At 71.1% G+C, this 12,289-nt stretch carries 10 protein-coding genes and 1 pseudogene; 7 read left to right on the top strand and 4 right to left on the bottom strand.

Annotated features, from left to right (window positions below):
- Window positions 1–89: 89 nt before the first annotated feature.
- From pstB to RMN98_RS01085, 6 genes are all read left to right on the top strand, one after another.
- Window positions 90–860 carry a phosphate ABC transporter ATP-binding protein PstB gene (gene pstB / locus RMN98_RS01110; protein WP_309646960.1) on the top strand — a complete coding sequence of 257 codons (771 nt, stop codon included), beginning with the start codon at window positions 90–92 and terminating at the stop codon, window positions 858–860.
- A gap of 184 nt (window positions 861–1,044) precedes the next feature.
- Window positions 1,045–2,121: a hypothetical protein gene (locus RMN98_RS01105; RefSeq protein ID WP_309646958.1), complete on the top strand. Its 1,077-nt coding sequence runs from the start codon at window positions 1,045–1,047 to the stop codon at window positions 2,119–2,121.
- Between the two features lie 183 nt (window positions 2,122–2,304).
- The gene (locus RMN98_RS01100) at window positions 2,305–2,661 is read left to right on the top strand and encodes a metalloregulator ArsR/SmtB family transcription factor (RefSeq protein WP_309646957.1); all 357 of its coding nucleotides are present in this window, start codon (window positions 2,305–2,307) and stop codon (window positions 2,659–2,661) included.
- Window positions 2,658–3,773 carry an ACR3 family arsenite efflux transporter gene (gene arsB, locus RMN98_RS01095; RefSeq protein ID WP_309646956.1) on the top strand — a complete coding sequence of 372 codons (1,116 nt, stop codon included), beginning with the start codon at window positions 2,658–2,660 and terminating at the stop codon, window positions 3,771–3,773. Before RMN98_RS01100 ends, arsB begins: the two co-directional genes overlap by 4 nt.
- Window positions 3,770–4,180 (top strand): arsenate reductase ArsC, encoded by a 411-nt coding sequence (locus RMN98_RS01090; protein WP_397208503.1) that lies wholly within the window; start codon window positions 3,770–3,772, stop codon window positions 4,178–4,180. Before arsB ends, RMN98_RS01090 begins: the two co-directional genes overlap by 4 nt.
- Complete coding sequence (locus tag RMN98_RS01085; protein ID WP_309646955.1) at window positions 4,119–5,228, top strand: NAD(P)-binding domain-containing protein; 1,110 nt, start codon at window positions 4,119–4,121, stop codon at window positions 5,226–5,228. Before RMN98_RS01090 ends, RMN98_RS01085 begins: the two co-directional genes overlap by 62 nt.
- 289 nt (window positions 5,229–5,517) lie before the next feature.
- Here RMN98_RS01085 and RMN98_RS01080 read toward each other — a convergent pair whose 3' ends face one another.
- From RMN98_RS01080 to RMN98_RS01070, 3 genes are all read right to left on the bottom strand, one after another.
- A complete protein-coding gene (locus RMN98_RS01080; protein WP_309646954.1) occupies window positions 5,518–6,522 on the bottom strand; it encodes an inorganic phosphate transporter in 1,005 nt (334 codons plus the stop codon).
- A 6-nt stretch (window positions 6,523–6,528) separates the two neighbouring features.
- On the bottom strand, window positions 6,529–7,146 hold the full coding sequence (locus tag RMN98_RS01075; protein WP_309646953.1) for a DUF47 family protein: 618 nt from the start codon (window positions 7,144–7,146) through the stop codon (window positions 6,529–6,531).
- A 68-nt stretch (window positions 7,147–7,214) separates the two neighbouring features.
- Window positions 7,215–9,398, bottom strand: a complete 2,184-nt coding sequence (locus RMN98_RS01070; protein ID WP_309646952.1) for an RNA degradosome polyphosphate kinase — start codon at window positions 9,396–9,398, stop codon at window positions 7,215–7,217.
- 57 nt (window positions 9,399–9,455) lie between these two features.
- Here RMN98_RS01070 and RMN98_RS01065 point away from each other — a divergent pair, with 57 nt between their 5' ends.
- Complete coding sequence (locus RMN98_RS01065) at window positions 9,456–10,502, top strand: alpha/beta hydrolase (protein ID WP_309646951.1); 1,047 nt, start codon at window positions 9,456–9,458, stop codon at window positions 10,500–10,502.
- Between the two features lie 113 nt (window positions 10,503–10,615).
- On the opposite strand, the pseudogene RMN98_RS01060 reads toward RMN98_RS01065, so the two are convergent.
- A pseudogene (locus RMN98_RS01060) lies at window positions 10,616–12,289 on the bottom strand (hypothetical protein); the annotation flags it as partial.

Below are 12,289 nucleotides of genomic sequence, written 5' to 3'. Positions count from 1 at the left end.
CGGCCTCCGAGGACGACCGGGAGATCTCCATGACCAGCGTCGGCTCCGAGTCGGAGCGCGAGATCCCCGATATCCCGCCCAACCCCGTGATGGAGGCGCTCAAGCTCAACGTCTTCTACGGCGACTTCCACGCCGTCCACGACGTCAACCTCTCGTTCGGCAAGAACGAGATCACCGCCCAGATCGGCCCCTCGGGCTGCGGCAAGTCGACGGTGCTGCGCTGCCTCAACCGGATGAACGACCTCGTGTCAGGCGCCCGCGTCGAGGGCGAGGTCACCTACCACGGGCAGAACATCTACGGCCGGGGCATCGACCCGATCGCCGTCCGCACCCAGGTCGGGATGGTCTTCCAGAAGCCCAACCCGTTCCCCAAGTCGATCTACGACAACATCGCCTACGGCCCCCGGGTCACCGGCATGAAGGTCGACAGCATGGACGACCTGGTCGAGGAGGCCCTGCGCGGCGCCGCCCTGTGGGACGAGGTCAAGGACAAGCTCAAGCAGTCCGCCTACGGCCTCTCCGGTGGCCAGCAGCAGCGCCTCTGCATCGCCCGCACCATCGCGACCAAGCCCGACGTGATCCTGATGGACGAGCCCTGCTCGGCCCTCGACCCGATCGCCACCTCGCGCATCGAGGACCTGATGGTCGGCCTGCGCGACGACTACACGATCATCATCGTCACCCACAACATGCAGCAGGCCGCCCGCGTCTCCGACCGCACCGCGTTCTTCACCGCCCGCCCCGACGAGACCACCGGCAACCGCACCGGCCTCCTCGTCGAGTTCGACCGCACCAGCAACATCTTCGCTAACCCCAACGACAAGCGCACCGAGGACTACATCTCCGGTCGTTTCGGCTGAGGTTGTCGGACGATAGTCCCTAACGGAAACAAGGCCCCTGGCGTCCAGGGGCCTTGTTTTCGTTAGGGACTACCCGCCGCGGCCGCGGCCGACGTACGCCGATCGAGGGCGGCTGCCGACGCCGCCTCCAGCTGCCTGTGGAGGACCCCGACGAGCCCGGCCCGGTTCGGGCAGCCTGCTGGTCGTGCGTCGTCCCATCCAGTTCGCCCCGTCCGGGCACCATCCTGGGCACCCGGGGGTGGTGGTGCCGGTGCGGGTCGACCCGGACGGCGTCAGGGGTCCGACCCCCGGGCAGGCGGCCGGTGCGCGCTGGCGACGCACGAGCCGGGGCTTCTACGTGCCGGCCGCGACGAGCGTCGAGTCAGTGGACCAACGCATCGTGGAGGCAGCGCAGGTGCTCCCCGGCTACGGGGGTGTCACGGGATGGGCGGCGCTCTGGTGGCTGGGTGGACGGTGGTTCACGGGCACGCGCGCGGGCGGCAGCGTCCAGCGCGACGTGACCCTGGCGACCATGATCCACGCGCGCGCCCAGCCCGGCATCGGGATCAGCGAGGAGCGACTCGGTCCGCGCGAGCTCACGTACTCGGACGGGCTCCCGATCACCCACGCGGTGAGGTCGGTCTGCTTCGAGGCGCGATACGCACCCGATGTCGGGGCGGCCGTTCGGGTGTTCGACCTGGCGGCCTACAACGATCTCGTCTCCTGGGAGGAGTGCGCCGACTACCTCGCCCACCTCAACGGTTGGACTGGCGTCCCACAGGCCCGGAAGGCTCATCTCCTGTCGTGCGAGAACGCCTGGTCGCCACGCGAGATCGACATGCGACTCATCTGGCATCGCGAGGCCGGACATGCGATGCCGGAGTGCAACGCGCCCGTCTTCGACCTGGACGGCCGCTTCGTCGGGACGCCGGACGTGATCGACCCGGTGGCAGGAGTCCTCGGCGAGTACGACGGCGCCCACCACCTCGCTGGCCCCCAGCGCTCTCGCGACGTCAGGCGCGAGTCCGACTTCCGCCGGCTGGGTCTCGAGATCGTGACGATGCTCGCGGGGGACAACCACGATCCCGGTCACTTCCGCCAACGTCTCCGCGACTGCTACGCCCGTGCTGCCCGGCGGCCCGCGTCCGAGCGACGCTGGACGCTCGACCAACCTTCGTGGTGGATCCCCACCCAGACCGTGGCCCAGCGTCGGGCGCTCTCGGCTCACGACAGGCGACGGTTGCTCCGGCACCGGCAACCTCAGCTGCCCTCGAGTGCGTGAGACCGTCTGACGTGGGTTGGGGCTGGTCGCCGCCCGGTGGGCGGGGTAGTCCCTCACACTGGCGTCCCCCTACGCGACCAGTGACCGCGCTGGCGTTAGGGACTACCCCGCCAGCCGGCCCCCGAACGGCCCGACGGCGCCGCCGACTTGCCCCCACGCATCGACAACTGTCAATATCGACGCATGTCGATACATGCTCCGCTCGCCTGCTGCACGCCGCTGGCCCACGAGCCGATGAGCGCCGACCAGGCCGCCCAGGTCGCGCCGATGCTGAAGGCGCTGGCCGACCCGGTGCGGCTGCGCCTGATGTCGATGGTGATGTCGCGCGCGGGCGCCGAGGCCTGCGCGTGTGAGCTGCTCCCGGCCTTCGACCTCTCCCAGCCCACGATCAGCCACCACCTCAAGGTGCTGCACGAGGCCGGCCTGCTCGACCGGGAGAAGCGCGGGGTCTGGGTCTACTTCCACGCCCGCCCCGAGGCCATGGCCGCGCTGGGCAGCCTGTTCGCGACCACGCTCGCCCCGGCAGGAGCGCCCGCATGACCGCCACCGCCGACGCGCAGAGCAGCCACGAGCCCGACGTGCTCCACCAGCTCTCCACCCTCGACCGCTTCCTGCCGGTCTGGATCGGGGTCGCGATGGCGGTCGGGCTGGTGCTGGGCCGCACCGTCGACGGCCTCGACAGCGCCCTCTCGAAGGTCGAGGTCGCCGACGTCAGCCTGCCGATCGCGATCGGGCTGCTGGTGATGATGTATCCCGTCCTCGCCAAGGTCCGCTACGACCGGCTCGGCACCGTCACCGCCGACCGCCGGCTCCTCGTGAGCAGCATCGTCCTCAACTGGCTCGTCGGTCCGGCGCTGATGTTCGCGCTGGCGTGGCTGCTGCTGCCGGACCTCCCGGACTACAGGACCGGCCTGATCATCGTGGGCCTCGCCCGCTGCATCGCGATGGTGCTGATCTGGAACGACCTGGCCTGCGGCGACCGCGAGGCCGCGGCGATCCTGGTCGCGATCAACTCGGTCTTCCAGATCATCGCCTTCGCCGGCCTCGGCTGGTTCTACCTCCAGGTCCTGCCCGGCTGGCTCGGACTCGAGCAGAACGCCCTCGACGTCTCCGTCGGCAAGATCGCCGTCTCCGTGCTGATCTTCCTCGGCATCCCGCTGCTCGCCGGCTACCTCACGCGCAAGGGAGGCGAGCGCGCCAAGGGACGCGAGTGGTACGAGTCGACGTTCCTCCCGCGCATCGGCCCCTTCGCGCTCTACGGCCTGCTCTTCACGATCGTCATCCTCTTCGCGCTCCAGGGCGACACGATCATCGACCAGCCCGGCGACGTCGCCCGGATCGCGTTGCCGCTGCTGGCCTACTTCGCCCTCATGTGGGGCCTCTCGATGCTGCTGGGTCACCGACTGCAGATGTCCTACGAGCGCTCCACGACACTGGCGTTCACCGCTGCCGGCAACAACTTCGAGCTCGCCATCGCCGTCGCGATCGGGGTCTTCGGCGTCACCAGCGGGCAGGCGCTCGCCGGGGTCGTCGGGCCCCTGATCGAGGTCCCCGTGCTGGTCGGGCTGGTCTACGTCGCCCTCTGGGCGCGGCGCCGCTTCACGTGGACGCCCGAGCCCACCGCCACCCCCGAGCAAGGAGCCACCCCGTGAACGCCGTCCCCGAGGTCCTCTTCGTCTGCGTCCACAACGCCGGTCGCTCGCAGATGGCCGCCGCCCTCCTCGAGCACCACGGGCGTGGTCGCGTCGCTGTCCGCAGCGCCGGCTCCGCTCCCGCCGACTCGATCAACCCCGCCGTCGTCGAGGTCATGCACGAGCTCGGCATCGACGTCTCGCGCAACGTCCCGGCCAAGCTCCTCACCGAGGACGTCGCCGCCTCCGACGTCGTGATCACCATGGGCTGCGGCGACGCGTGCCCGATCTTCCCGGGCAAGCGCTACGAGGACTGGGCCCTCGAGGACCCGGCCGGCCAGGGCGCCGACGCCGTACGCCCCATCCGTGACGACATCGACCGTCGCGTTCAGGCGCTGCTGGCCGACCTGCTGCCCGAGAGCGCCTGAGATCGAGGATCTCGACGTCCTGATCGTCGGCGGCGGCCAGTCGGGGCTGGCGACGGCGTGGCACCTGGTGCGGCTCAACCGCCGCCGCGAGGTGCCGCTGACCCTAGAGGTTCTCGACGACCGCTCGAGCGCCGGTGGGGCCTGGCAGGACGGCTGGCCGAGCCTCGAGCTCTTCTCGCCCGCTGCCTACTCCTCGCTGCCCGGCTGGCCGATGCCGCCCCCGCGCGGCCCGGGCAACCCGTCGGCGGCGCACGTGCGCGACTACCTGGGAGCCTACGAGCAGCGCTACACCCTGCCCGTACGACGACCCGTCACCGTCACCGGTGTCTCCGGGGTCGGCGACCCGGCAAGTCCGCTCACCGTCCATGCCTCCGACGGGGACCGACGTGCTCGCGTGTTCGTCAACGCCACCGGCTCGTGGCGCCGCCCGTTCTGGCCGACCGTGCCCGGGATGCGCGAATTCGGGGGCACCCAGAGCCACACGGCCGACTACGCCGGCCCGTCGTCGTACGACGGACTGCGGGTGCTGGTCGTCGGCGGTGGCAACTCCGGCGCGCAGGTCGCCGCCGACCTGCTCCCGGTCGCCCGCGAGCTGACGTGGGCTACGCAGCGCCCACCGCGCTACCTGCCCGATGACGTCGACGGGCGTGCGCTCTTCGAGGCTGCGACGGCTGCCGTGGCCGGGCACGGGGGAGGGGTGGGGAGCCTCGGCGACATCGTCGCGGTGCCGTCCGTGCGACATGCCCGCGACGAGCTCGGCCTGCACGCGACCCCGATGCCTGCTCGGCTCACCGCGAGCGGCGCGCTCTGGGCCGATGGGACCGAGCGCGCCCTCGACGCGATCATCTGGTGCACCGGCTTCCGCCCCGCGCTCGGCCACCTGCGCGGGGTGGCGCGCCCGGACGGGGGAGTCGTCAGCCCGCACGACGAGCGGGTGCTCTTCGTCGGCTACGGCGACTGGTGCGGCTCCGCCTCTGCCACCCTGATCGGCGTCGGTCGGGCGGCCAAGGACGCGGCTGCTCGCGCTGCTGCGGTCGTCGATGGCTGATGGGAGGCGCGCGCGGGTCGTGTGCCGGAAAACGCGCTCCAGCGCTGTCGGCGACACACGACCGGCTGGGCCGAAGTGACCAGCCAGGATCTTTCGCCCAGCCGCTCTCAGTCGTGTGCCGGAGAACGTGTCCGAGCGCCGCCGCCGACACACGACCCGATCAGGACCTCCGCCCTGCAACATCGCGCCGACTCGGCGTACGCCCTGCAACATCGCGCCGACTCGGCGTACGCCCTGCAACATCGCGCCGACTCGGCAGTGCCCAGCCGCAGGACCCGAGGCGAGAGACCTAGGGGATGACCTCGATCAGCAGGTGCGAGATCCAGTAGCAGAGCGCGGCGACCAGGCCCGCCATCGGGAACGTGAGGACCCACGCGGTGAGGATCGACCGGACGACCCCCCAGCGCACCGCGGAGAACCGCTTGGTCGCGCCGACACCCATGACGGCCGAGGTGATCGTGTGGGTCGTCGAGATCGGCGCGGCGTAGACGAACGCCGTCGTGTAGAGCACGCCGGCGGCGACCGACTCGGCCGCGAAGCCGCGCGCCGGGTCGAGGGCGATGATGCGGCGGCCGAGCGTGCGCATGATGCGCCACCCACCGGCGTACGTCCCTGCCGAAATGGCAGAAGCGGCGGCGAAGATCACCCAGAGCGGCAGGTCATCGCCGGGCGAGACGAAGCCGCCCGCGAGCAGCGCCAGGAAGATGACGCCCATCGTCTTCTGGGCGTCCTGGAGGCCGTGGCCCAGTGCCATGGCGGCCGCCGAGATCGTCTGGAGCACGCGGAAGTTGCGCTGCATCCGGTGCGGGTTGCGGCGCCGGAACACCCACATGATCGTCAGCATCACCGCGAAGCCGGCCGCGAAGGCGAAGAGCGGCGACAGGATCATCGGGATGACGACCTTGTCGCGCACGGTCGTCCACTGCACGAACGTCCCCGACGCGAGGGCGGCGCCGACCAGGCCGCCGATGAGGGCGTGGGAGGAGGAGGAGGGCAGGCCGAAGTACCAGGTGATGAGGTTCCACGCGATCGCGCCGAGCAGCCCGGCCATCACGATCACCAGCCCGTGCGAGCCCGAGGGTGGCGAGATGACCGAGCCGACGGTGTTGGCGACCTCCTGGCCCAGGAAGGCGCCGATGAAGTTCATGACGGACGCCATGATCAGCGCCACCCGCGGGGTGAGCGCCCGCGTCGACACCGAGGTGGCGATCGCGTTGGCGGCGTCGTGGAAGCCGTTGGTGTAGTCGAAGGTCAGGGCGACGACGACGACCGCGATGACGAGCGCGAGTTCCACGGTCGCTCAGGACTCCTTGACGGCGATCTGCTCCACGATGTTGGCGACCCGCTCGAAGGAGTCGATGGAGTTCTCCAGGCCTTCGACGATGTCCTTGAGCTTCAGGACCTCGAGGGTGGGGTAGTCGCCGGAGAAGAGGGTGGCCAGGATGCGGCGGTGGTTCTTGTCGCCGGCGTTCTCGAGACGGTTGATCTCGATCCAGAACTCCGCGAGCGACCTCATCGAGCGCAGGTTGGGCATCGACGCCGCGGTGAGCTCGGCGCAGCGCTGCAGCACCTCGACCTGGTCGGACAGCTCGGTCGGGAGCACCTGCACCTCGTAGAGCAGGATCATGTCGACGACCTCGTCCATCATGTCCATGACGTCGTCGAGGGCGGACGCCAGCGAGTAGATGTCCTCGCGGTCGAACGGCGTGATGAAGGTCGAGTTCACCCGACGCACGATCTCGTGCGTGGTCTCGTCGGCGGCGTGCTCGGCCTCGCGCATCGCGGTCGCCACGGCGGCGTGGTCGGCACCCTCGCTCAGCATCTGCGCGAGCAGGTCGGCACCCTCCACGAGGTGGTCCGCCGACTGGGTGAACAGGTCGTAGAACATCGCATCGACCGGGCGGAATCGCAAACCCACGAAGAACTCCTGGTGAGGCAGAGACGAACGGCCATCATGCTAGGGGGTGGTCCGCCCGCCGCAGCAACTCAGCCCGAGGTACGCCGCTTGCGCTGCGCCTCGATCAGGCTCTCCTGGAGATGCACGTCACCGTCGTTGAGCACCCAGGTGCCGTCGCTCTGCAGCACCCACGCGCTGGTGGTGGGCGCGAAGGCGACGTCCAGGATCCCGACGATCGACGCGACGCTCTCCTCGCCCGGCACCCGCACGAGCACCTCGATGCGGCGGTCGAGGTTGCGGTGCATCATGTCGGCCGAGCCGATCCACGCGACCGGGTCGCCGGCGTTCTCGAAGACGAAGACGCGGCTGTGCTCGAGGAAGCGTCCCAGGATCGAGCGGACCTCGATGTTCTCTGACAGGCCGGGCACACCCGGGCGCAGCGCGCAGATGCCGCGCACCAGCAGCTGCACCGGCACGCCCTCCTGCGAGGCGAGGTAGAGCGCGTCGATGACGGCCTCGTCGACGACCGAGTTGGCCTTGATCCGGATCCGCGCGGGCTTGCCGTCACGGTGGTCCTGGATCTCGGCGTGGATCTGGTCGACCAGCCCGCTGCGCACGTTGTCGGGCGCGACCAGGAGCTCGTCGTACGACGCGTTGCGCGACCATCCGGACAGGTTGTTGAAGAGGTGGGCGACGTCCTCGCCGATGCGCTCGTCGGTGGTGATGAGGCCGATGTCCTCATACATGCGCGAGGTCTTGGGGTTGTAGTTGCCGGTGCCGATGTGGGTGTAGCGGCGGATGCCGTCAGGCTCGTCGCGCACCACCAGCGCCAGCTTGCAGTGGGTCTTGAGACCGACCAGGCCGTAGACGACGTGGCAGCCGGCCTGCTCGAGCTTGCGCGCCCAGCGGATGTTGGCCTGCTCGTCGAAGCGGGCCTTGATCTCGACGATCACCAGCACCTGCTTGCCGGCCTCGGCCGCGTCGACGAGGGCGTCGATGATGGGGGAGTCGCCGGAGGTGCGGTAGAGCGTCTGCTTGATCGCCAGCACGTGCGGGTCTGCGGCCGCCTGCTCGATGAAGCGCTGCACCGAGGTGGCGAACGAGTCGTAGGGGTGGTGGAGAAGCACGTCGTGGCGGCGGGTCGCCTTGAACACGTCGACGGGTGCCGCCGACTCGACCTCGGCCAGGATCGGGTGCGTCGTCGGGACGAACGCGGGGTACTTCAGCTCCTCGTGCGACAGGTCCGCGATCCCGTGCAGGCCGCGCAGGTCCAGTGGGCCGGGCAGCCGGAAGACCTCCTGCGGGGTGACGTCGAGCTCGGAGATCAGCAGGTCGAGCACGGAGGCGGAGATCGACTCCTCGACCTCGAGGCGCACCGGCGGTCCGAAGCGGCGGCGCAGCAGCTCCTTCTCGAGGGCGGCGAGGAGGTTCTCGGCGTCGTCCTCCTCGACCTCGAGGTCCTCGTTGCGGGTGACGCGGAAGGTGTGGACCTCGAGCACGTCCATGCCGGGGAAGAGGCGCTTGAGGTGGGCGCCGATGACGTCCTCGAGCGGCACGAAGCGGGCGTTGCCGAGCGGCACGAAGCGGTCGAAGATCGGCGGCACCTTGACGCGCGCGAAGTGCTCCTTGCCCGTCTTGGGGTTGCGGATCAGCACCGCGAGGTTGAGCGAGAGCCCCGAGATGTAGGGGAACGGGTGGGCCGGGTCGACGGCCAGCGGGGTGAGCACCGGGAAGATCCGGTCGCGGAAGAGCCGCTTGGCCGCCTTCTGCTCCTCGCGGTCCAGCTCGTCCCAGCGCACGATCTCGATCTCGTGCTCGCGCAGCTCGGGGATGATCTCGTCGCGGAAGAGGTGCGCCTGGCGCTGGCAGAGCTCGCCGGTGACGCGCCAGATGTTCTCCAGCACCTCGCGCGGCAGCATCCCCGACGCAGCACGCACGGCGAGCCCCGCCGCGATGCGCCGCTTGAGGCCGGCGACGCGCACCATGAAGAACTCGTCGAGGTTGCTGGTGAAGATCGCCAGGAAGCGCACCCGCTCCAGCAGCGGCAGCGAGGTGTCCTCGGCCAGCTCGAGCACCCGCTGGTTGAAGTGCAGCCAGGACAGCTCGCGGTCGAGGAACCGGTCGTCGTAGCCCTCGATCGCGGCCACGGTCGCCTCGTCGGGCACGTAGCGTGCCTCCACCTCGTAGGACTCGTCCGGCACACCGTCGGCCGCGCGTCGCTGGAGCGTCAGGGCGTCGCTGTCGGAGGAGTCGGGCACGATCTCGAGAGGCATGACCGCAGTGTGGCACCGGCGGGTGAACGTCAGGTGATCGGCGCTACCTTGCTACCCGTGAGTATCCACCAGCGTCTCGCCGCTCTCGGCGCCCTCGCGGAGTCGTCCGTCCTCAAGGCCGCGATGGCCCTCCCGGAGTCCGTCCAGGCCCGCCTGGTCGGCAAGCCGGTCGTCCTCGACGGCCAGACCCTCGCCACCGAGACCCAGCTCCTGCTGGCCATGCAGCGACTGGCGCCGCTGCCTGGCGCGGAGACCCTGCCGATCCCCGAGGGCCGCAAGGTCGTGCTCCACCAGAGCGCCCTCGCCGCTGGCGACCAGCCGATCGGCGCCGTGCGCGACCTGCCCGTGGGCGGCCTGCCCGGCCGCCTCTACACCGGCTCCTCGGCCGGGGCGACCAGCCCGCTGCTGCTCTTCCTGCACGGCGGCGGCTTCATGTACGGCGACCTCGACTCCCACGACGCCTCCTGCCGCCTGCTCGCCGAGCGCGCCGGCATCCGGGTCCTGGCCGTCGACTACCGGATGGGACCCGAGGACCCGTTCCCCGCGGCGTACGACGACGCGGTCGCGGCCTTCGAGTGGGTCGTCGCCCACGCCTCCTCGATCGGCGCCGACCCCGACCGGCTCGCCGTCGGTGGTGACTCCGCCGGCGGCAACCTCGCCGCCGGGGTCGCGATCCACGCGGCGCGCGAAGGCCTGCCGCTGGCCTTCCAGCTGCTCGTCTACCCGATGACCGACGCCGAGCACCCCACCCGCAGCTTCGAGCTGTTCCAGGAGGGGTTCTACCTCACCAAGGCCTTCATGGACCTCGCCAACGAGTGCTACCTCCCGCCCGGCCAGGACCTGCGCGACCCCCGCATCTCGGTGATCCACGCCGACCTCCCCGCCGGCCTCGCTCCGGCCTACGTCGTCACCGCCGGCTTCGACCCGCTGCGCGACGAGGGCGAGGCCTACGCCCGCAAGCTCGCCGACGCCGGCGTCGAGGTCGAGCTCCAGCGCTTCCCCGACCAGATCCACAGCTTCTTCAACATCGTCGGCGTGGGCCGCCGCTCACCCGCCGCCGTCGCCGAGATCGCCGCCAAGACCGGCGCCGCCCTCCACCGCTGACTCTGTTGATGCGGTGAGGATGCGGTAGTCCCTAACGTCACGGTTGTCATGACTGCCCTGAAGGCGTGCTGTTGTTGGGGACTACCCCGGCCGGCCTGGCGCCGGGGCGACCCCTACAGCCCCGGCCGATACCGCCGCACGGCCTCGGTGAACTGCGCCGGATCCACCATCTTCGCCGTGATCGAGCAGGGGGCAAGGCTGCGCCGGTGGAAGTCGACCCGCCACCCACGCTCGCCGGGCTGTCCGGTCATCGTCACCTCGACCGCGTCGGAGCTGAGGTCGAAGCGGTGGTGGCTGCCGTCGGCCTCGATGTCCACGACCCCACCCTCGATGCTCACGCGGCTCGGCGAGCTCCTGACCAACCACGCCGCCAGCGCGAGCACCAACGTCAGCGCGGTCAGTCCGATCCCGTAGGCCGACACCAGGGTGTCGTCGATCGCCGCCATCCCCACCAGGATCGCCGCGAGGAGCGCGCAAGCGCCGAGCACCAGGGCCAGCAGCCCTCGCGCAGCCGGGTTCGTCGGCGTCAGCGCGATGTCGGCGTCACGCTCGGTGGTCGGGGTACGCGTCTCGGGCTCCGGCTGGGTGGGGGAGGTCCGGGCGGCGGGAGCCTCGCCACCACCCCTCCCGGCCAGCACCTCGGTGAGCCGCTGCTCGGCGACCAGCCGCTCGGCGATCGTCTCCTCGACCAGCTCCGCCGAGCGTCGTACGGCGGCCTCGACCGCGGACCGCTCCATCGCGCGGTTCTCGGCGGCGGCCTCCGCGGCCGCCCTCAGCGTCGCCTGCTTGTCGGCCTCGGCGAGTGCGGCGGCCAGCTGCGTGCGCAGCGCGGCCACGGTCGTCTCGTGCGCCGTCGCAGCCTCCAAGGATCCCGTCGCGAGAGCAGCCAGCCGCTCCTCGGCCTTGGCCCGCTCCGCGGCCGCCTCCCGGGCGAGCTCGGCGTGCGCGAGGGCGTCCTGCTCGGCGACTGTTCGAGCGGCGATCGCCTCGGCGGCAGCCGTCTCGGCCTGCGTGCGGGCCTCGTGCGCCTCGCTCGCCAGCCGCGACGACTCCTGCGCGGCGCTCTCGGCAGCGACGCGTGCCTCGTGGGCAGCCGCCGCGAGCCCGGCCTGTGACGCCGCCTCCTGCGACGCAGCGAGGGCGGCGGCAGCAGCCGACTCGGCAGCCACTCCCTGTGCCCCGGCAGCCTCCTCGGCGGCCAACCGCGCGGCGAGCGCAGCCTCCGCGGCGGTCACAGCGGCAGCAGCTGCAGTCTCGGCGGTCGTGCGCTCCTCGTGCGCGGCAGCGGCCAGGCGGGCCTGCTCGGCGGCGGCCTCCTCGGCCACACGTCGTCCTGACGCGTGCTCGCCCGCCGCGACATCGGCCTCCGCCCGCGCCGACGCCTGCTCGGCCGCGGCACTCTCCGCGGCGACGCGCGCCTCGTGGGCAGCCGCCGCGAGCCCGGCCTGGGCCGCAGCCTCCTCGGCAGCAGCCACAGCATCGGCAGCAGCCGCTTCTGCGGCGATGGCCTGCAACCGTCCGGACTCCTCGGCTGCCAGCCGCGCCTCGGCCGCGGCGAACGCGCGCTCGGCAGCCTCCTGCGCCAGCGCTTGGGCCGCAGCCCTGTCATGCTGCGCCGACTCGGCGGCCGCCAGCGCCGCAGCGGCGGTCGTCTCGGCCACCGCGCGAGCAGCGGCCTCCGACTCGGCAACGCCTTCAGCCGCGGCACGAGCCGAAGCCGACAACTCAGCCGCCGACTCCGCAGCAGATCGCGCCTCGTGTGCCTCGTGCGCGAGCCTGGCCTGCTC

It is taken from the genome of Nocardioides sp., assembly GCF_031397825.1.
Classification (GTDB): Bacteria; Actinomycetota; Actinomycetes; order Propionibacteriales; family Nocardioidaceae; genus Nocardioides.
This window is presented reverse-complemented; position numbering and strand designations above follow the sequence as displayed.